The 19,917-nt window shown below is 58.9% G+C and carries 15 protein-coding genes and 1 tRNA gene; 13 read left to right on the plus strand and 3 right to left on the minus strand.

All coding sequences use genetic code 11. From position 1 onward, the window contains the following. The first annotated feature begins 33 nt into the window (after positions 1-33). From glpE to MKZ87_RS16075, 5 genes are all read left to right on the plus strand, one after another. The gene (glpE, locus tag MKZ87_RS16055) at positions 34-363 is read left to right on the plus strand and encodes a thiosulfate sulfurtransferase GlpE (RefSeq protein ID WP_085702833.1); all 330 of its coding nucleotides are present in this window, start codon (positions 34-36) and stop codon (positions 361-363) included. 297 nt (positions 364-660) lie between these two features. Beyond that, positions 661-2,583, plus strand: a complete 1,923-nt coding sequence (locus MKZ87_RS16060; RefSeq protein WP_064599839.1) for a PrkA family serine protein kinase — start codon at positions 661-663, stop codon at positions 2,581-2,583. Positions 2,584-2,788: 205 nt separating this feature from the next. Further along, positions 2,789-4,060, plus strand: coding sequence for a YeaH/YhbH family protein (locus MKZ87_RS16065; RefSeq protein WP_007959907.1), 1,272 nt, complete (start codon positions 2,789-2,791; stop codon positions 4,058-4,060). Beyond that, on the plus strand, positions 4,057-5,628 hold the full coding sequence (locus MKZ87_RS16070; protein ID WP_085688468.1) for a SpoVR family protein: 1,572 nt from the start codon (positions 4,057-4,059) through the stop codon (positions 5,626-5,628). The genes MKZ87_RS16065 and MKZ87_RS16070 overlap by 4 nt, the downstream gene beginning before the upstream one ends. A 63-nt stretch (positions 5,629-5,691) precedes the next feature. Beyond that, positions 5,692-6,921: a multifunctional CCA addition/repair protein gene (locus MKZ87_RS16075; RefSeq protein ID WP_085697717.1), complete on the plus strand. Its 1,230-nt coding sequence runs from the start codon at positions 5,692-5,694 to the stop codon at positions 6,919-6,921. A gap of 39 nt (positions 6,922-6,960) precedes the next feature. Here the strand turns inward: MKZ87_RS16075 and folK are convergent, their stop codons facing one another. Together folK and folB are read right to left on the minus strand one after the other, a co-directional pair. Then, positions 6,961-7,479, minus strand: a complete 519-nt coding sequence (gene folK / locus MKZ87_RS16080) for a 2-amino-4-hydroxy-6-hydroxymethyldihydropteridine diphosphokinase (protein ID WP_085697718.1) — start codon at positions 7,477-7,479, stop codon at positions 6,961-6,963. Next, positions 7,470-7,826 (minus strand): dihydroneopterin aldolase, encoded by a 357-nt coding sequence (gene folB / locus MKZ87_RS16085; protein WP_085697719.1) that lies wholly within the window; start codon positions 7,824-7,826, stop codon positions 7,470-7,472. Before folB ends, folK begins: the two co-directional genes overlap by 10 nt. Before the next feature lie 74 nt (positions 7,827-7,900). Here folB and plsY point away from each other — a divergent pair, with 74 nt between their 5' ends. Beyond that, positions 7,901-8,470, plus strand: a complete 570-nt coding sequence (gene plsY, locus MKZ87_RS16090) for a glycerol-3-phosphate 1-O-acyltransferase PlsY (protein WP_085697720.1) — start codon at positions 7,901-7,903, stop codon at positions 8,468-8,470. Between the two features lie 23 nt (positions 8,471-8,493). Here the strand turns inward: plsY and tsaD are convergent, their stop codons facing one another. Continuing rightward, entirely contained in the window at positions 8,494-9,519 is a 1,026-nt protein-coding gene (gene tsaD / locus MKZ87_RS16095) for a tRNA (adenosine(37)-N6)-threonylcarbamoyltransferase complex transferase subunit TsaD (protein ID WP_085697721.1), read from the minus strand. A gap of 199 nt (positions 9,520-9,718) precedes the next feature. Between tsaD and rpsU the strand changes: the two genes are divergently transcribed. The 7 genes from rpsU (at position 9,719) to MKZ87_RS16130 (ending at position 19,796) form a co-directional block, all read left to right on the plus strand. Beyond that, positions 9,719-9,934: a 30S ribosomal protein S21 gene (rpsU, locus tag MKZ87_RS16100; RefSeq protein WP_002551877.1), complete on the plus strand. Its 216-nt coding sequence runs from the start codon at positions 9,719-9,721 to the stop codon at positions 9,932-9,934. 479 nt (positions 9,935-10,413) lie between these two features. Continuing rightward, entirely contained in the window at positions 10,414-12,381 is a 1,968-nt protein-coding gene (dnaG, locus tag MKZ87_RS16105; RefSeq protein ID WP_085702834.1) for a DNA primase, read from the plus strand. A 67-nt stretch (positions 12,382-12,448) separates the two neighbouring features. Next, positions 12,449-14,296 carry an RNA polymerase sigma factor RpoD gene (gene rpoD, locus MKZ87_RS16110; RefSeq protein ID WP_085697723.1) on the plus strand — a complete coding sequence of 616 codons (1,848 nt, stop codon included), beginning with the start codon at positions 12,449-12,451 and terminating at the stop codon, positions 14,294-14,296. A gap of 126 nt (positions 14,297-14,422) precedes the next feature. Beyond that, positions 14,423-18,169, plus strand: a complete 3,747-nt coding sequence (locus MKZ87_RS16115; protein WP_085697724.1) for a bifunctional diguanylate cyclase/phosphodiesterase — start codon at positions 14,423-14,425, stop codon at positions 18,167-18,169. Between the two features lie 15 nt (positions 18,170-18,184). Further along, positions 18,185-18,261: transfer RNA gene (locus MKZ87_RS16120), tRNA-Ile, on the plus strand. Positions 18,262-18,464: 203 nt separating this feature from the next. After that, positions 18,465-19,025 (plus strand): PBECR2 nuclease fold domain-containing protein, encoded by a 561-nt coding sequence (locus MKZ87_RS16125; RefSeq protein ID WP_085702835.1) that lies wholly within the window; start codon positions 18,465-18,467, stop codon positions 19,023-19,025. 309 nt (positions 19,026-19,334) lie between these two features. Further along, positions 19,335-19,796: an Lrp/AsnC family transcriptional regulator gene (locus tag MKZ87_RS16130; protein ID WP_266201292.1), complete on the plus strand. Its 462-nt coding sequence runs from the start codon at positions 19,335-19,337 to the stop codon at positions 19,794-19,796. The last annotated feature ends 121 nt before the right edge of the window (positions 19,797-19,917 follow it).

Consider the following 19,917-nt stretch of genomic DNA (forward strand, 5'->3'; position numbering starts at 1 on the left):
ACTGCGATTTCAGCCGAGCCACAGGAGCCCGCCATGAGCGAATTCAAACGTATCCCACCGGAACAGGCCCAGGCCCTGCGCGAGCAAGGCGCGGTGGTCGTCGACGTCCGTGACCCGGCAACATTTGCCGCACTGCACATCAGCGGCTCGAAGCATCTGGACAATCATTCCCTCCATGCTTTCATTCAGGGCGCCGACCTCGATGCCCCCACCGTCGTAGTCTGCTACCACGGCAACTCGAGCCAGAGTGCCGCCGCGTATCTTGTGAGCCAGGGCTTCTCCGACGTCTACAGCATGGACGGCGGCTTCGAACTGTGGCGTACGACTTTTCCGTCGGAAACCGCGCAAGGCACCTCCGAATAATTTTTTTGTAACGTGCAAGCCCCGGCTCCCGTGGGCTCGCGCGGTGGCAGACGAACGGTCTGCCACAACTAATTACGTATCTCGCCTTTACCTCCCGAATTCCCAACTATCCTTAAGCCCAGGCCATCCAAAACAGGGGAGAGCCGGTACACCGGCGCACGGGTCATCGGGAGTGACTTTCGCGATTTTCGATCGTGGAAGGGTTCTGGGGGGTAAACAACAGCTGCCATTGCAGCTGCTTGCCAGCATCGACTGAGTGATCCGGCGTCGGCTCCACGTATCGAGCGAGGTGACGTCATGAGTATCTTTAGCCACTTCCAACAACGCTTCGAGTCCACACGCCAGGAAGAATTCTCCCTGCAGGAGTACCTGGAACTGTGCAAAAAGGATCGCAGTGCCTACGTTTCCGCCGCCGAGCGTCTGTTAATGGCCATCGGCGAACCGGAATTGCTCGACACCTCGACCAATTCGAGGCTGTCGCGAATCTTTTCCAACAAGGTGATCCGTCGCTATCCGGCCTTTGAAGACTTCCACGGGATGGAAGAATGCATTGACCAGATCGTGTCGTATTTCCGCCATGCGGCCCAAGGCCTGGAAGAGAAGAAACAGATCCTCTATCTGCTCGGCCCCGTCGGCGGCGGTAAATCGTCCCTGGCCGAGAAGCTGAAACAACTGATGGAAAAAGTGCCCTTCTATGCCATCAAGGGCTCGCCGGTATTCGAATCGCCACTGGGTCTGTTCAACGCCACCGAAGATGGCGCGATCCTCGAAGAGGACTTCGGCATTCCACGGCGCTACCTGAACACCATCATGTCGCCTTGGGCCACCAAGCGTCTGGCCGAATTCGGCGGCGACATCAGCCAGTTCCGCGTGGTCAAGCTGTACCCGTCGATTCTCAACCAGATCGCCGTCGCCAAGACCGAACCGGGTGACGAAAACAACCAGGACATTTCCGCGCTGGTGGGCAAGGTCGATATCCGCAAACTCGAAGAATTCCCGCAGAACGACGCCGACGCCTACAGCTACTCCGGTGCGCTGTGCCGGGCCAACCAGGGCCTGATGGAATTCGTCGAAATGTTCAAGGCACCGATCAAGGTGCTCCATCCATTGCTGACCGCCACGCAAGAAGGCAACTACAACAGTACCGAAGGCCTCGGCGCGATTCCGTTCACCGGGATTCTGCTAGCCCACTCCAACGAATCGGAGTGGCACACCTTCCGCAACAACAAGAACAACGAAGCCTTCATCGACCGGATCTACATCGTCAAGGTGCCGTACTGCCTGCGGGTCAGTGACGAGGTGAAGATCTACGACAAGCTGCTGTTCAACAGCTCACTGTCCAAGGCGCATTGCGCGCCGGATACCCTGAAGATGCTCGCGCAGTTCACCGTACTGTCGCGCCTGAAAGAGCCGGAAAACTCCAACATCTACTCCAAGATGCGCGTGTATGACGGCGAAAACCTCAAGGACACCGATCCGAAGGCCAAGTCGATCCAGGAATACCGCGATGCAGCGGGCGTCGATGAAGGCATGAACGGTCTGTCGACCCGGTTTGCGTTCAAGATCCTGTCCAAGGTATTCAACTTCGATCCGCATGAAATCGCTGCCAACCCGGTACACCTGCTCTATGTGCTGGAACAGCAGATCGAACAGGAACAGTTCCAGGCCGAAACCCGCGAACGCTATCTGCGCTACCTGAAAGAGTACCTGGCGCCGCGTTATATCGAATTTATCGGCAAGGAGATCCAGACCGCCTACCTCGAGTCCTACAGCGAGTACGGCCAGAACATCTTCGACCGCTACGTGCTGTATGCGGACTTCTGGATTCAGGATCAGGAATACCGCGATCCGGAAACCGGCGAGATCCTCAACCGCGTCGCCCTCAACGAGGAGCTGGAAAAAATCGAGAAACCGGCCGGTATCAGCAATCCGAAGGATTTCCGCAACGAAATCGTCAACTTCGTATTGCGCGCCCGGGCCAACAACAACGGCAAGAACCCGACCTGGCTCAGCTACGAAAAACTGCGGGTGGTTATCGAGAAGAAAATGTTCTCGAACACCGAGGACCTGCTGCCAGTCATCAGCTTCAATGCCAAGGCCAGCAAAGAGGATCAACAGAAACACAACGACTTCGTTACACGAATGGTCGAACGCGGCTACACCGACAAACAGGTACGACTGCTTTCCGAGTGGTATCTGCGGGTCAGAAAGTCACAGTAAACCGCGGCCGGTCAGACCGGTTGTCGTCAGCCCGAGGCCTGTGCCCGCATTTTCTGCTACACAGGCCTCTGGAAGGTGTTCGAAAGGCGGTAGCGAGGTTCAGGCAGCACCCAAAGCGCTTGGGGGAGCGTGTACGTCCCTTGGCATTCGGTTCAATGCTGCATGACCGCTCGCCCCTTTGCAGGACAGCTTCTAAGGAGCAGTCATGAGCTATGTGATCGACCGACGTCTCAATGGCAAGAACAAGAGCACGGTGAACCGTCAGCGGTTCCTGCGGCGTTACCGTGACCACATCAAGAAGGCTGTCGAAGAGGCGGTCAGCCGGCGTTCCATTACCGATATGGAGCACGGCGAGCAAATCAGCATTCCCGGTCGCGATATCGACGAACCGGTGCTTCACCATGGTCGCGGCGGCAAGCAGACCGTGGTTCACCCCGGCAACAAGGAATTTACCGCTGGCGAACACATCGCCCGTCCGCCCGGAGGCGGAGGTGGCCGTGGGCCGGGCAAGGCCGGTAACTCTGGCGAAGGCATGGACGAGTTCGTCTTCCAGATCACCCAGGAAGAATTCCTCGAATTCATGTTCGAGGATCTCGAACTGCCGAACCTGGTCAAGCGCAACCTGACCGGTACCGACACCTTCAAGACCGTACGCGCAGGGATCAGTAACGAAGGCAATCCGTCGCGGATCAACATTATTCGCACCCTGCGTTCTGCTCATGCGCGGCGCATTGCCCTGTCGGGCAGCAGCCGCGCCAAACTGCGTGAAGTCAAAGAGGAACTGGCGCGACTCAAACGCGAAGAGCCGGATAACTTCGGCGATATTCAGGATCTCGAGGCGGAAATCGAAAAACTCAGCGCGCGCATCCACCGCGTGCCATTCCTCGATACTTTCGACCTCAAGTACAACCTGTTGATCAAGCAGCCAAACCCCAGTTCGAAAGCCGTGATGTTCTGCCTGATGGACGTTTCCGGCTCCATGACCCAGGCGACCAAGGACATCGCCAAACGGTTTTTCATTCTGTTGTACCTGTTCCTCAAGCGGAACTACGACAAGATCGACGTGGTGTTCATCCGCCACCACACCAGCGCCCGCGAAGTGGATGAAGAGGAGTTTTTCTACTCCCGCGAAACCGGCGGCACCATCGTCTCCAGTGCCCTGAAACTGATGCAGGAGATCATGGCCGAGCGCTATCCGAGCAACGAGTGGAACATCTACGCCGCCCAGGCTTCCGACGGCGATAACTGGAACGATGACTCGCCGATCTGCCGCGACATCCTGATCAACCAGATCATGCCGTTCGTGCAGTACTACACTTACGTGGAGATCACCCCGCGCGAACATCAGGCCTTGTGGTACGAGTACGAACGCATCGCCGAAGCCTTTTCCGACACTTTTGCCCAGCAACAACTGGTCTCGGCCGGGGATATCTATCCGGTCTTCCGTGAACTCTTCCAGCGCAGGTTAGTGACATGACCGCCAAGACCGCCAAAGAGCAGAAGCGCCAACCCATATCCACCGGCTCGGAATGGACCTTCGAGCTGATCCAGGCGTACGACCGCGAAATCGCCCGCATCGCGGCCGGCTACGCCCTGGATACCTACCCTAACCAGATAGAAGTGATCACCGCCGAACAGATGATGGACGCCTACGCTTCGGTCGGCATGCCGCTTGGCTATCACCATTGGTCCTATGGCAAGCATTTCCTCAGCACCGAGAAATCCTACAGTCGCGGGCAGATGGGGCTGGCGTACGAGATCGTGATCAACTCGGACCCGTGCATCGCTTACCTGATGGAAGAAAACACCATCTGCATGCAGGCACTGGTGGTTGCGCATGCCTGCTACGGCCACAACAGTTTCTTCAAGGGCAACTATCTGTTCCGCACCTGGACCGATGCCAGTTCGATCATCGATTACCTGGTGTTCGCCAAGCAGTACATCATGCAGTGCGAGGAGCGCCACGGGATCGACGCCGTGGAAGATCTGCTCGACTCCTGCCACGCCCTGATGAACTACGGTGTCGACCGCTACAAACGTCCGTATCCGATTTCCGCCGAGGAAGAACGGCGTCGGCAGAAGGATCGCGAAGAGCATCTGCAGAAGCAGATCAACGATCTGTGGCGCACCATTCCCAAAGGCGCAGACAAGTACAGCGACAAGGACAACGCACGCTTCCCGGCCGAACCGCAGGAAAACATTCTGTATTTCATCGAGAAACACGCCCCGCTGCTGGAGCCCTGGCAACGCGAGATCGTGCGGATCGTGCGCAAGATCGCTCAGTATTTCTATCCACAGCGCCAGACCCAGGTGATGAACGAAGGCTGGGCGACGTTCTGGCACTACACGCTGATGAACGACCTGTATGACGAGGGCCTGGTAACGGACGGCTTCATGATGGAGTTCCTGACGTCCCACACCAGCGTGGTGTTCCAGCCTGGGTTCGACAGCCCTTATTACAACGGCATCAACCCGTATGCGCTGGGGTTTGCGATGTATCGCGACATCCGTCGCATGTGCGAAGAGCCCACGGAAGAAGACCGTCGCTGGTTCCCGGAAATCGCCGGCAGCGACTGGCTGTCGACCATCAAGTTCGCCATGAGCAGCTTCAAGGATGAGAGCTTCATCCTGCAGTACCTGTCACCCAAGGTGATCCGCGACCTCAAGCTGTTCAGCATTCTCGATGACGATCAGAAAGACGACTTGCTGGTGCCCGCCATTCATGACGAGGGCGGTTACCGGATCATTCGCGAGACCCTGGCCGCGCAGTACAACCTGGGCAACCGCGAACCGAACGTGCAGATCTACAGCATCGACCGCCGCGGCGACCGCTCGCTGACCCTGCGCCACCAGCAGCACGACCGCAAACCGCTGGGTGATTCCACTGAGGAGGTCCTGAAACACCTGCATCGGCTGTGGGGCTTCGACATTCATCTGGAAACCCTGCAGGGCGACCAGATCATGAAGACCCATCACGTTCCTCCCCGCAGCGAACACAGCGAGGGGGATTACGGTCGCCTCGACTTGGCCGTCATTCATCTTTGATCCCGTTCAGGCCTCCGAAAGTCCGGCGCAAGGGTTATCCTGTCGGGCCAACGGAGGTTTTTTATGCAGATTTACAAGGTCGGCGGTGCGGTTCGTGATCGCCTGCTGGGCAAACCGGTCACGGATATCGATTGGGTGGTGGTCGGCGCGACGACAGAAGAAATGCTTGCCAAGGGGTTTCGCCCGGTCGGCGCGGACTTCCCGGTTTTCCTTCATCCGAAAAGCGGCGAGGAGTACGCCCTCGCCCGCACCGAGCGCAAGAGCGGTCGCGGTTATGGTGGTTTCACCTTTCACGCCAGCCCCGAAGTTACGCTTGAAGAAGACCTGATCCGCCGCGACCTGACGATCAATGCCATGGCCGAAGACGATCAGCAAAACCTGACTGATCCCTATCACGGCCAGCGCGATCTCGAAGAGCGGATTTTGCGCCACGTTTCCCCCGCATTTGCCGAAGATCCGCTCAGGGTTCTGCGCGTTGCGCGCTTTGCCGCCCGTTACGCGGCGCTCGGCTTCAAGGTCGCGCCCGAAACCCTGGAGCTGATGCGTCAGCTCAGCGAATCGGGTGAACTGGAAGCCCTTACGGCCGAACGCAGCTGGAAAGAGATTTCCCGCGCACTGATGGAAGATCAACCCCAAGTGTTCATTCAGGTGTTGCGCGATTGCGGCGCCTTGAAGGTACTGATGCCGGAGGTCGATGCCTTGTTCGGCGTACCGCAGCCGCAAGCCCATCACCCGGAAATCGACAGCGGCATTCACACCCTCAGCGTGCTTGAGCAGTCAGCCTTGCACAAGCAGCCGCTGACCGTGCGCTGGGCCTGCCTGCTGCACGATCTCGGCAAAGGTCTGACCCCGCAAGAAGAATGGCCACGGCATATCGCCCATGAGCACAAAGGCCTGAAGTTGATCAAAGCGGTCAACGAGCGCTTCAAGGCACCGAAAGACTGTCAGGAACTGGCCTTGCTGGTCGGCCAATATCACACCCACGGGCATCGTGCCCTGGAGTTGAAGGCTTCGACCTTGCTTGAGTTGCTGCAAAGCTTTGACGTTTACCGTCGACCACAGCGGTTCGAGGAATTCATCAGCGCGTGCGAAATGGATGCCCGAGGCCGCAAAGGGCTTGAACAGCGTAGTTATCCACAAGCGGATTACCTGCGCGGCGCGGCCAATGTGGCGCGCGGCGTGGCAGTGCAGCCGTTGCTGGAGAAGGGATTCAAGGGCCCGGAACTGGGCGAGGCACTCAAACGCGAACGGCTCAAGGCATTGAAGGCTTACAAGGAGTCGGCGTCGTCTTGAAAACATTTGATCCGCCCTGCCGAGGGCGGATCAAAATGTTCAAGACAAGTGTGAAGGCGTGAGTTGAGTACCACGCCACTCAAATCCGACCGGCGCCAGCACCTGATCGATCTGCGCTTCGGCCCACAATGTGGCGAAGCTTTTTCCCACACCCGGATGTACCCGATCCGGCGCAATCAAAGACAGCGGCCACAGCACAAAGGCATTTTTAAGAATTTCCGCACGGGGCAGAATCAGCCCGTCGAAGTTGCCCGTCAAATCGCCGTACAGCAATACGTCAATATCCAGAGGCAAGCCCTTGCGATCCGGCGCATAGCGACCGTTGTCCGCTTCTATGAATTTCAAGCGGCGATCCAGCTCGATCAACGGCAGATCGGTGAACGCCGATACCACGAAGTTGAAGAACGGCCCGCTCTTGATTCCCACCGGCTGGCTTTCGAATACAGGCGAGCAGCGGATATCCACCAGAAACGTGGACAAGGCATCCAGACCGGCCTGCAAATGGGTTTCGCGCTCGATATTGCTACCGAGCCCGAGGTAGACCTGGGTCAGCGGCATCCGCGCTCGATCTCCACTCCCACACCACCCTTGGCGGCCGGCACGGCGCCGGGCTTGGTCAGTTTGAGGCGCACCCAGGTGATCTTGAATTCGTTCATCAGCACTTCGACCAGACGCTCGGCGAAGGTCTCGACCAGTTGATACCGGGACTGCTCGGCAAAGGCCTGGATCCGCGTAGACACACTGGCGTAATCGAGCGCCAGGGTCAGGTCGTCACCGGCAGCGGCCGGGCGATTGTCCCAGGCGAAGCTCAAATCAAGACGCAGGCACTGTCGGATGCCGCGCTCCCAGTCGTAGGCACCGATCACGGTGTCGACTTCCAGGCCCTCGATAAACACTCTGTCCAAGCACTTCTCTCCGCTGCACGACAAGGGCGCAATGCGCCGTTAGAATCAGGGCGTCCTCGCCCGGAATAGTTAGCATGTTTTGGTTACTGGCGATCCTCGCCTACCTGCTCGGCTCTCTGTCCTTCGCCATTTTGCTCAGCCGCCTGACCGGAAATCCGGATCCGCGAATGAGTGGCTCGGGTAATGCCGGCGCCACCAACATGCTGCGCCTGGCCGGACGCAAACTCGCAATCCTGACCCTGCTGGGTGACCTGTGCAAAGGCCTGTTGCCGGTGCTGATTGCCTCGGCTGTGGGCCTTTCGCTGCAGGATCAGGCGTGGATCGGCGTCTGCGCCGTGATCGGTCACCTGTTCCCGTTGTACTTCCGCTTTCGCGGTGGCAAGGGCGTTGCCACGGCAGCCGGCATGCTGCTGGCCCTGTATCCACCCGCCGCGCTGCTGGCCGTATGCACCTGGCTGCTGACGTTCTACCTGACCCGCACCAGCTCGCTGGCGGCGCTGATCGCCACTCCGCTGACCCTGCCGTTGCTGGCCTGGCAGGAACCGGCAGCGCTATTGCCGATGAGCACGCTGACTCTGCTGATCGTCTGGCGCCACCGGGGCAATCTACGCGACCTGTTCGCCGGGCGCGAACGGCATTTTTAAATACCGCAAGTGAGCACCGCTCATCACAGCGCCGACAGCTGCTCCATCGGCCAGCGCGCCTGCACACTGATCGCCAGGCTTTCCTGCTGACCGGCCTGCAAACGCTGGCAACCGGCAAACGCGATCATCGCGCCGTTATCGGTGCAAAACTGGGGACGGGCATAGAACACATCGCCCTTCATGTCGCCGAGCATTTTCTCCAGCGAAACACGCAACGCCTTGTTGGCACTGACGCCGCCGGCGATCACCAGGCGCTTCATGCCGGCCTGCTTAAGGGCACGCTTGCACTTGATGGTCAAAGTCTCCACCACGGCCTGCTGGAACGCCAGCGCGATGTCGCAACGGGCTTGCTCGCTGTCGTCCCCGGCGCTGACGCACTGCTGCCAGGTGTTGAGGGCGAAGGTCTTCAGGCCGCTGAAGCTGAAATCCAGACCCGGGCGATCACACATCGGACGCGGAAAGGTGAAACGTCCTGCGACGCCCTTCTCTGCCAGCTTGGCGATTTCCGGTCCGCCCGGATAATTCAGGCCCATCATTTTTGCGGTCTTGTCGAACGCTTCGCCCGCCGCATCGTCCAGCGTCTCGCCAAGCAGGCTGTATTGGCCGATACCATCGACCTGAACCAACTGCGTATGACCACCGGAGACCAACAAAGCGACGAACGGGAACTCCGGCGGCTTTGGTTCAAGCATCGGCGCCAGCAAGTGGCCTTCCATGTGGTGCACGCCGAGCGCCGGAATGCCCCAGGCAAAAGCCAGCGCCTGGGCGCAGGAAGCCCCCACCAGCAACGCCCCGACCAGGCCGGGACCCGCGGTGTAGGCGATGGCGTCGATCTCGGTCGGTACGCAATCGGACTCGGCCAGCACCTGACGAATCAGGGGCAGCATGCGCTTGACGTGATCGCGCGAAGCCAGCTCCGGCACGACGCCGCCATAGACGCGATGCAGGTCGATCTGACTGAACAGCGCGTCGGCCAGCAGGCCGCGCTCGCTGTCGTACAAAGCGACGCCGGTTTCGTCGCAGGAAGTTTCTAATCCCAGTACTAGCATGGGTTTGCGCCTTGTTTAGGCTGAATTCGAAGGCGCGCATAATAGTCGCCGCGTGATGCCCCGACCAGCGGTTTTCGATCAGAGGCTTTGCATTCCGAGCGATGAGGGGTTAACATCCGCAACCCTTAAAAACCGACGTCTTCAAGTGCTCTTTTGCCGCGAGGATGTTGACCCCGGTAATGAATGAAGGTAGCTCTGGATGCCAGCCGTCAAAGTTAAAGAGAACGAACCCTTCGACGTAGCTCTGCGTCGTTTCAAGCGCTCCTGCGAAAAAGCCGGTGTACTGGCTGAAGTTCGTAGCCGCGAATTTTACGAGAAGCCAACTTCTGAGCGTAAGCGCAAGGCAGCTGCTGCTGTTAAGCGTCATGCCAAGAAAGTTCAGCGCGAACAGCGCCGCGCCGTTCGTCTGTACTAATACGCAGACGATCGTAGCAAGCTTCTGCCAAGCCCGGCCCTCAGCCGGGCTAATGGCATTTGCGTAAAACGCTTGATGCTTCACCGTCGAAGCCGCAGATGCGACCGAGACAAACCCGCTTCACCGCGTCAGGCCTGGCTCTTTTGCCAGCGGTGCACGTCTTTTCTGACGAGCCTTTCAAGGCTACTGACGAGCACACCCACTGATTCCTCTTACGACGATCAGCCCAAGGCACCTGCTGCGTGCCCGCTTCATGAGCTATCCGAGGCCGATTACAGGCCGTCAGCGGATTCAGCGCAACATTTTCGAATAGTCGAAGACTGATGAGTACTAACGTCAGTGAATTTTCGGCAGATACACTTCCCGACAGCGATTACGCAAACGACACCGGTCGAGCCGCCCCATGTGCGCGCATCACTCAATGACCCGCGTCCGGCGCCCTTTCGCATCGGACCCTTTACAGCGCAGACGAGAACGCCATGGCCGGGCTGATTCCCCAGAGCTTCATTGACGACCTTCTGAACCGCACCGACATCGTCGATGTGGTCAGCTCGCGCGTGCAATTGAAGAAGGCCGGCAAGAACTACACCGCCTGCTGCCCGTTCCATAAAGAGAAAACCCCGTCGTTCAGCGTCAGCCCCGACAAGCAGTTCTATTACTGCTTTGGCTGCGGCGCCGGCGGCAACGCCCTCGGCTTTCTCATGGATCACGACAACCTGGACTTCCCCCAGGCCGTCGAGGATCTGGCCAAAGCCGCCGGCATGGAAGTCCCGCGTGAAGAAGGCGGCCGCTCGAACAAACCGCGCCAACCGACCGACTCTCCGCTGTACCCGCTACTCACCGCCGCGGCCGACTTTTACCGGCAGGCTCTAAAGAGCCATCCGGCACGCAAGGCGGCGGTGGATTACCTCAAGGGACGCGGCCTGACCGGCGAGATCGCCCGAGACTTCGGCCTCGGATTTGCACCGCCGGGCTGGGACAACCTGCTCAAACACTTGAGCAGCGACACCTTGCAGCAGAAGGCCATGATCGAAGCCGGCCTGCTGATCGAGAATGCCGAAACCGGCAAACGCTATGACCGCTTCCGCGATCGCGTGATGTTCCCGATACGCGACACCCGCGGGCGGATCATCGCTTTCGGCGGCCGGGTGCTCGGCGACGACAAACCCAAATACCTGAACTCGCCGGAAACTCCGGTTTTCCATAAAGGCCAGGAACTCTACGGCCTTTACGAAGCCCGCAAAAACAATCGCAACCTTGACGAAATCATCGTCGTCGAGGGCTATATGGACGTCATCGCCCTCGCCCAGCAAGGCCTGCGCAATGCTGTGGCGACACTGGGCACCGCGACCAGCGAAGAACACCTCAAACGCCTGTTTCGCGTCGTGCCGAACGTGCTGTTTTGCTTTGACGGCGACCAGGCCGGCCGCAACGCCGCCTGGCGTGCGCTGGAAGCAACACTGTCCAGCCTGCAGGACGGGCGTCGTGCACGCTTTCTGTTTCTGCCTGAAGGCGAAGACCCGGATACGTTGATTCGTGCCGAGGGCACTGATGCCTTCCGCGCCCGGATCAATCAGCATGCTCAGCCGCTGGCGGACTACTTTTTCCAACAACTGACCGAAGAAGCCGACCCGCGCTCGCTGGAGGGCAAGGCCCACATGGCCACGCTCGCAGCACCGTTGATCGACAAGATCCCTGGCGCCAACCTGCGCATCCTGATGCGCCAGCGCCTGACCGAGATCACCGGCCTGAGCAGCGAAAGCGTCAGCCAGTTGGCCCAGAGCGCTCCGCAGGAAGCGCCGCCGGCCTACGACCCCGGCATCGATTACGACGCCATGCCGGACTACAGCGACTACCATCAGCCGCAGGCACAGGACATGTATGTGCCGCAGCAGGAATGGACGCCGAAGAAACCCGGCGCCGGCGGCAAGAAATGGGACAAGAAGCCATGGGACAAAAATGGCAAGCGTGGCGGTGATCGTGATCAACCACGAGCCCCACGCGTGCCGGCCGCCGTCGAACCACCGACACTGGCCGCCCTGAGAACCTTGCTGCATCACCCGCAACTGGCGGAAAAAGTCGAGAATGCCGGGCACTTCGCGGACGAGAACCAGACCAACGCACAACTGTTGGTGGCACTGCTCGAAGCCGTACAGAAGAATCCCAAGCTAAACTCATTTCAGTTGATCGCGCGATGGCACGGAACCGAACAGGGCCGCCTGCTCAAGGCGCTGGCGGAAAAGGAATGGCTGATTGACGGAGACAACCTTGAACAACAGTTTTTCGACACCATTACTAGCTTGTCAGCCCGCCAACGCGAGCGAAATCTGGAACAACTGCTCAGGAAAGCGCGTCAAAGCGAACTGAGCACTGATGAGAAAAATCAACTGCGCGACCTTTTAAGTCGCAATGTTTCCGCATCAAACCCGACCTCAACTGGCGCGTGAGGTCATAGCTCAGGTATAATCCTCGGCTTGTTTTTTGCCCGCCAAGACCTTCAGTGGATAGGGTGTTATGTCCGGAAAAGCGCAACAGCAGTCTCGTATTATTGAGTTGATCAAACTGGGTCGTGAGCAGAAGTATCTGACTTACGCCGAGGTCAACGACCACCTGCCCGAGGATATTTCAGATCCGGAGCAGGTGGAAGACATCATCCGCATGATTAACGACATGGGGATCCCCGTACACGAGAGTGCTCCGGATGCGGACGCCCTTATGCTGGCCGACGCCGATACCGACGAGGCCGCTGCGGAAGAAGCAGCCGCTGCGTTGGCGGCGGTGGAGACCGATATCGGTCGCACCACAGACCCGGTGCGCATGTACATGCGTGAAATGGGTACGGTCGAGCTTCTGACTCGTGAAGGCGAAATCGAAATCGCCAAGCGTATCGAAGAAGGCATCCGCGAAGTGATGAGCGCCATCGCGCACTTCCCTGGCACGGTTGACCATATTCTCTCCGAGTACACTCGCGTTACCACCGAAGGTGGTCGCCTGTCCGACGTTCTGAGCGGCTACATCGACCCGGACGACGGCATTACGCCGCCTGCCGCCGAAGTACCGCCGCCGATCGACGCGAAAGCGGCGAAAGCGGAAGAGTCCGACGACGATGACGATACAGAAGCTTCCGATGACGAAGAAGAAGCCGAAAGCGGTCCGGATCCGGTCATTGCTGCCCAGCGTTTCGGCGCCGTGGCCGACCAGATGGAAATCACCCGCAAGGCCCTGAAAAAGCACGGTCGTCACAACAAGGCGGCGATTGCTGAACTGTTGGCCCTGGCCGATCTGTTCATGCCGATCAAACTGGTGCCGAAGCAATTCGAAGCCCTGGTCGAGCGTGTTCGCAGTGCCCTGGATCGTCTGCGTCAGCAAGAGCGCGCGATCATGCAGCTGTGCGTACGTGATGCACGTATGCCGCGTGCCGACTTCCTGCGCCAGTTCCCGGGCAACGAAGTCGACGAAAGCTGGTCCGACGCCCTGGCCAAAGGCAAGAGCAAGTACGCCGAAGCCATCGCTCGCGTGCAACCGGACATCATCCGTTGCCAGCAGAAGCTGACCGCGCTGGAAACCGAGACCGGCCTGACCATCGCCGAGATCAAGGACATCAACCGCCGCATGTCGATCGGTGAGGCGAAAGCCCGCCGCGCGAAGAAAGAGATGGTTGAAGCGAACTTGCGTCTGGTGATCTCGATTGCCAAGAAGTACACCAACCGTGGCCTGCAATTCCTCGATCTGATCCAGGAAGGCAACATCGGTCTGATGAAAGCGGTGGACAAGTTCGAATACCGTCGTGGTTACAAGTTCTCGACTTATGCCACCTGGTGGATCCGTCAGGCGATCACTCGCTCGATCGCCGACCAGGCCCGCACCATCCGTATTCCGGTGCACATGATCGAGACGATCAACAAGCTCAACCGCATTTCCCGTCAGATGCTGCAGGAAATGGGTCGCGAACCGACCCCGGAAGAGCTGGGTGAACGCATGGAAATGCCTGAGGACAAGATCCGCAAGGTATTGAAGATCGCCAAAGAGCCGATCTCCATGGAAACCCCGATCGGTGATGACGAAGACTCCCATCTGGGTGACTTCATCGAAGACTCGACCATGCAGTCGCCAATCGATGTCGCCACTGTTGAGAGCCTGAAAGAAGCGACCCGCGAAGTGCTGTCCGGCCTTACTGCCCGTGAAGCCAAGGTACTGCGCATGCGTTTCGGTATCGACATGAACACCGACCATACGCTCGAAGAAGTCGGCAAACAGTTTGACGTGACCCGTGAGCGGATCCGTCAGATCGAAGCCAAGGCGCTGCGCAAGCTGCGCCACCCGACGCGAAGCGAGCATCTGCGCTCCTTCCTCGACGAGTGACACCATAACCCCCGGCCCAGGCCGGGGGTTTTGTTTATATGGCAGATTAAATACCCAGCTCCGCCCTCCCCCCGCGCACAGCCCGTCTACACTCGAAACATTCCCCCGAGCCATAACGAGACCGTTATGCCCAGACTGGCGTCCGTGCTTTTTTTGCTGTCACTGATGATCTGGACCGCAACGGCTGACGCGCTGACTCTGACCGATGAAGAACGTAGCTGGCTGGCGGCTCACCCGGACTTGCGACTGGGTGTCGATGCGTCGTGGCCGCCCTTCGAGTTCCGCGACGACCAGAACCGCTATCAGGGCCTGGCGGCGGACTATATCGATGTGATTCGCCAACGCCTGGCGGTCAAACTTACCCCCATCGAGCCGGTGAGCTGGACAGTCGTGCTCGAACAGGCAAAAAACGGCACGATCGACCTGCTGCCGGGCATCATGTCCACCCCGGAGCGCCAGAGCTACCTGTCTTTCACTCGCCCCTATCTCGACTTTCCGATCGTCATCCTCGCCCATGTCGGCGGCCCGCAACCGCGCAAGCTCGAGGAGCTTTACGGTCTGAAAATCGCCGTGGTCGAGAACTACGCGCCCCATGAGCTGCTGCGCACACATCATCCCGACCTGAATCTGGTGGCGATGCCCAATGTCAGCTCCGCGTTGCAGGCCTTGGCCACCGATGAAGTGGACGCGGTGGTCGGCGATCTGGCCTCCAGCGTCTGGAGCCTGCGTCAGCTCAAACTGGATGGTTTGTATGTCAGCGGCGAAACCCCTTACCGCTATCAACTGGCGATGGGCGTCCCGCGTGACAACAAGGTGCTGGTGGGGATTCTGGACAAGGTGCTGGCCGACATGTCCCCGGAGGAAATCAGCAGCATTCAGGAACATTGGGTCGGCAACGTCCTCGATCACCGGACATTCTGGTCGGATCTGCTGGTTTACGGTTTACCGGGGCTATTGCTTCTGGTCATCGTCCTGGCGATGGTGATCCGCATCAACCGTCGCCTGAGTTCGGAGATCGCCCGACGTATCGATCTCGAACAGGAACTGCGCAGCAGCGAATACCACTATCGCGGACTGGTTGAGAGTCTTTCGGCCATCGCCTGGGAAGCGCGGATCAGTGACTTCACCTACAGCTATGTTTCGCCCCACGCCGAGGATCTGCTCGGCTATCCGCTGTCCCATTGGCTGATTCCAGGCTTCTGGCGCAACATCATTCACCCCGCCGATCTGACTCGTGCCCAGAGCTTCTGCGATCACGAAGTGCTGGCCGGGCGCGATCACAGTCTCGATTACCGGGTGATCACCGCTGACGGCCGTTGTTTGTGGGTGCGTGACATTGTCAGCCTGATCGAACACGGCCACGAACCGGTGATGCGCGGCCTGATGATCGACATCAGCGAAACCAAGCGCACCGAAGAGGCGTTGCGCCTGTCGGAACAGAAATTCGCTTCGGTATTCCAGCAATGCCCGGACATTCTGGTCATCGCCCGGCTATCCGACGGCTGCCTGCTGGAGGTCAACGAAGCCTTCGAAGAACAGATAGGGCTCAAGGCCGAAGAGGTGATTGGCCAGACCGCTACCGAACTCAACATCTGGGGCATTCCCGGAGTCGGCCCTGGCCTGCTTCAGCGGCTGCAGGCCGGCAGCATTCGCAACCTGGAGATGCCCTTTCGCCGCAACAATGGCCAGGTGTTCACCGGGCTGATTTCCGCCGAACCTTTCGAGCTCGACACCACACCCGCGCTGGTTGTGGTGGTCCGCGACATTACCCAGCTCAAGGAAACCCAACAGCAACTGCAAACTTCCGAAGAGAAGTTCGCCAAGGCCTTCCACGCCTCGCCAGACGGTCTGCTGCTGTCGCGCCAGAGCGATGGTCTGCTGCTGGAAGTCAACGAAGGTTTCAGTCGTATCACCGGTTTCAACAGCGCCATGTCGGTGGACCGCTCGACGCTGGACCTGGGAATCTGGGTCAACCTTAACGAACGCAAGCAAATGCTCGACCTGCTTCACCGCGACGGGTTCGTTCGCGACTTCAGCTGCCATATCCGCCGCAGTGACGGGCAGATCCGCCTCTGCGAGGTATCCAGCCGTCCGCTGCCGATCGGCGATGAAGATTGCATGCTGACCATCGCCCGGGACATTACCGAACGCCACCTGATGCAGGAAAAACTGCAACAGGCCGCGACCGTGTTCGAAAGCACTGCCGAGGGCGTGCTGATCACCGACACCCAGCAACACATCAGCGCGGTGAACCGGGCCTTCACCGAAATCACCGGCTACAGCGAAAGCGAAGCGCTCGGTCACACTCCGCGCCTGCTTGCATCTGGCCTGCACGACAGCGCGTTCTACGCGGCGATGTGGCATCAATTGACTGCCGAAGGTCATTGGCAGGGCGAAATCTCCAACCGGCGCAAGAACGGCGAGCTGTACCCGAGCTGGCTGACCATCAGCGCCGTACGTAACCGCGACAAATTCATCACCCACTTCGTTGCTGTGTTCGCCGATATCTCCAGCCTCAAGCACGCCCAGGCCAAACTCGACTATCAGGCGCATCACGACCCGCTGACCGGCCTGCCGAACCGCACACTGTTCGAAAGTCGCCTGTTGATGGCTCTCAACAGCCAGCAGGAAAACGGCGGTCAAGGTGCGGTGCTGTTTCTCGACCTCGACCGCTTCAAGCACATCAACGACAGTCTCGGTCACCCGGTCGGCGATCTGCTGCTCAAGGGGATCGCCGTGCGCCTGAAGGAGCAGCTGCGCGATATCGACACCGTCGCGCGCCTGGGGGGCGATGAATTCATCATTCTGTTGCCCGGCCTGCAACAGCCCGGCGATGCCGACAACATCGCCACCAAACTGCTGAACTGCTTTGGCGCACCCTTCCAGGCCGGCGAGCATGAGTTCTTCATCAGCGCCAGCATCGGCACCAGCCTCTACCCGCGCGACGGCTGCGATGTTGCGACCCTGATCAAGAACGCGGACGCGGCGATGTATCGCTCCAAGGCCAAGGGCCGCAACCGGGTCGAAAGCTACACCCGCGATCTCACCGCCCAGGCCAGCGAGCGTGTGGCGCTGGAGCACGAACTTCGCCGAGCCATCGAGCGCGAGGAGTTGTACCTCTATTACCAACCGAAAATCAGCCTCGACGATCACAGTCTGGTCGGCGCCGAAGCCCTGATCCGCTGGCGCCACCCGAACTTCGGCGAAGTGCCGCCAGAGCACTTCATCCCGCTGGCGGAAGAGAACGGGATGATCCTGCAAATCGGCGACTGGGTGCTGGAAACCGCCTGCCGGCAGATGTTCGAGTGGGGCCAGATCTACGAATCTCTCGGCCCGCTGTCGGTGAACCTCGCCGGCGCGCAACTGCGACAGCCAAACCTGCTGGGACGCATCGAGCAACTGCTCAAGGACAACCGCCTGCGGCCGGAATTACTGCAACTGGAAATTACCGAAAACTTCATCATGAGCCAGGCCGAAGAAGCGCTGGCGGTGTTGCACCAGCTCAAACACCTGGGCGTGCAACTGGCCATCGACGACTTCGGCACCGGTTATTCTTCACTGAGTTATCTCAAACGCCTGCCACTGGACATCCTCAAGATCGACCAGTCTTTCGTCCGCGGCCTGCCCGACGACCCGCACGACGCGGCAATCGTGCGCGCAATCATCGCCCTGGGCCGCAGCATGCAATTCACCGTGATCGCCGAAGGCGTGGAAACCCAGGCCCAGCAACAATTCCTCACCGCCGAAGGCTGCGAACAGATCCAGGGCTACATCGTCAGCCTGCCGCTGCCACCTGAAGAGTTCGCCGCGACGTTTCTTCGTATAGCCGTATCAGATTTTTCGGATAGCACAGCCGAGAAACCGTCGCTATAATCCGCGGCCTACTGAGGGCCTATAGCTCAGTTGGTTAGAGCAGAGGACTCATAATCCTTTGGTCCACGGTTCAAGTCCGTGTGGGCCCACCAAACATGAAAAAGCCGCGCACTCGCGCGGCTTTTTTTCGCCAGTCGGTTGGCGTTTACGTTCTTCCCAAACGCAATGTTCGGAAGACTACCGCAAAGTCTGTAGGTTATTTCCCAAGCTGTGTTTTCACTCAGTTTTCGGCCTTGTTGGCCTTTTCTCCGAGCGAGTAATCTCCGGGCGCCGCTGTTCGCCAAGGATTACTTTCATGCTCGTGAATGCTGCGCCGCTGATAAAAGAATCTAGTGGCCAACAAACATGGATCGACTTAGCTCTGCCCGACCTGCGTACGCTGGCCAGGGAGCTTCGCTCAGCCGCAATTGATGAAGTGAAAAGGGCAGACGATGCGCAAGGAGCCCTCAGAATTCTCCTGGTTCACTTCGGATTCATCGATGAAGCGTTGCTCGCAGTTACCATCCTCACCCCGATCGGAAACGTTGCGGTCATGAGGGACAAACTTGCCCACATCGTCGAAAAACGCGCTGACTCACGAGAGCGCTACGTTCGGCATGCGATTGATACGCTGACGGGACCGTTTGAAATATGGAGAGTGCTGTACGACAACGGCGGATACCGCATGGCCTTCATCAATGCCTACGAGGCAAAGAATGACATGCTCGTCGTGGTGGATGTCAGGCACGGACATGTCCTGTGGAACTTCATGCATGCCCCGGCTAGAGCGATGAACAAGCACCGCCAAGGCGAGCTTCTCTACAAGAGATACGTTCTTCAGGACAAACAAAAAGGGGAGCCTGTTGGCTCCCCTTGAATATTTGAATCCTGATATTGGCATCCTCAGGAAATGGGATGAAGAGGTCTCACCTTACACCGATGTTGCAGCATCGCTGAGGTACCTACGTCTGCTGAAGCCCTGCAAGGCAGCAGATTTCGCGCTCTTGAGGCCATTTTTGATAAAGGCAGCAGGCAAGTCAAATCATTTGTCTGTTCTTTTGTTTCGGTAAAATCCCCCGATCCGATGACTGCCTAATCCCCCGCCGCTCAATCAGCGCTTACAAGCGCCTCGCGTGACGAGCCTGTAACATGCAGCCCCATTGATCCATACCGCTGGAGCCTGCCCTTGCCCGACATCCGCCCACCCGTGCTCGATGAAATCGACCGCCAGCTGATCGCCGCCCTGCAAATCAATGCCCGTGAGAGCGTGGCGATGCTGGCCCGGCAATTGGGGATCGCCCGTACCACCGTGACTTCGCGACTGGCGAGGCTGGAAAAGGCCAAGGTCATCACAGGTTATGGCGTGCGTCTGGGCCAACGCGTGGTGGATGGCGGTTTGCAGGCCTACGTCGGGATCAAGGTGCAGCCACGCTCCGGCAAAGAGGTACTGCGCCGCTTGAGCGCAATGGCTCAGGTACAGCAATTGTGCGCAGTGAGTGGCGAATTCGATTACGTGGCGTGGCTGCGTACTGATTCACCGGAACAGCTCGATCAGCTTCTGGATCAGATCGGCAGTGTAGACGGGGTAGAGAAGACCACGACGTCGATCATCCTCAGCGGCAAGATTGATCGCGGACATCCAGTCTGATCACTGCCTTCGTCATATTGCAGCATCAATGCTCAAAACGACGACACATTGCGTCTTATTAACGTGTTCTACGCTCCCTAGAATGGCTGGCATCTTTTCCTATACTCAGACGCGCATCCAG

Origin of the sequence: Pseudomonas sp. MCal1 (assembly GCF_026341415.1) — a bacterium.
GTDB lineage: Bacteria > Pseudomonadota > Gammaproteobacteria > Pseudomonadales > Pseudomonadaceae > Aquipseudomonas.

Bases quoted from the DNA above. Each gene is read 5' to 3' on its own strand.
- glpE (WP_085702833.1), top strand. From the start codon at position 34: ATGAGCGAATTCAAACGTATCCCACCGGAACAGGCCCAGGCCCTGCGC.
- MKZ87_RS16060 (WP_064599839.1), top strand. From the start codon at position 661: ATGAGTATCTTTAGCCACTTCCAACAACGCTTCGAGTCCACACGCCAG.
- MKZ87_RS16065 (WP_007959907.1), top strand. From the start codon at position 2,789: ATGAGCTATGTGATCGACCGACGTCTCAATGGCAAGAACAAGAGCACG.
- MKZ87_RS16070 (WP_085688468.1), top strand. From the start codon at position 4,057: ATGACCGCCAAGACCGCCAAAGAGCAGAAGCGCCAACCCATATCCACC.
- MKZ87_RS16075 (WP_085697717.1), top strand. From the start codon at position 5,692: ATGCAGATTTACAAGGTCGGCGGTGCGGTTCGTGATCGCCTGCTGGGC.
- folK (WP_085697718.1), bottom strand. From the start codon at position 7,479: ATGCCGCTGACCCAGGTCTACCTCGGGCTCGGTAGCAATATCGAGCGC.
- plsY (WP_085697720.1), top strand. From the start codon at position 7,901: ATGTTTTGGTTACTGGCGATCCTCGCCTACCTGCTCGGCTCTCTGTCC.
- tsaD (WP_085697721.1), bottom strand. From the start codon at position 9,519: ATGCTAGTACTGGGATTAGAAACTTCCTGCGACGAAACCGGCGTCGCT.
- rpsU (WP_002551877.1), top strand. From the start codon at position 9,719: ATGCCAGCCGTCAAAGTTAAAGAGAACGAACCCTTCGACGTAGCTCTG.
- dnaG (WP_085702834.1), top strand. From the start codon at position 10,414: ATGGCCGGGCTGATTCCCCAGAGCTTCATTGACGACCTTCTGAACCGC.
- rpoD (WP_085697723.1), top strand. From the start codon at position 12,449: ATGTCCGGAAAAGCGCAACAGCAGTCTCGTATTATTGAGTTGATCAAA.
- MKZ87_RS16115 (WP_085697724.1), top strand. From the start codon at position 14,423: ATGCCCAGACTGGCGTCCGTGCTTTTTTTGCTGTCACTGATGATCTGG.
- MKZ87_RS16125 (WP_085702835.1), top strand. From the start codon at position 18,465: ATGCTCGTGAATGCTGCGCCGCTGATAAAAGAATCTAGTGGCCAACAA.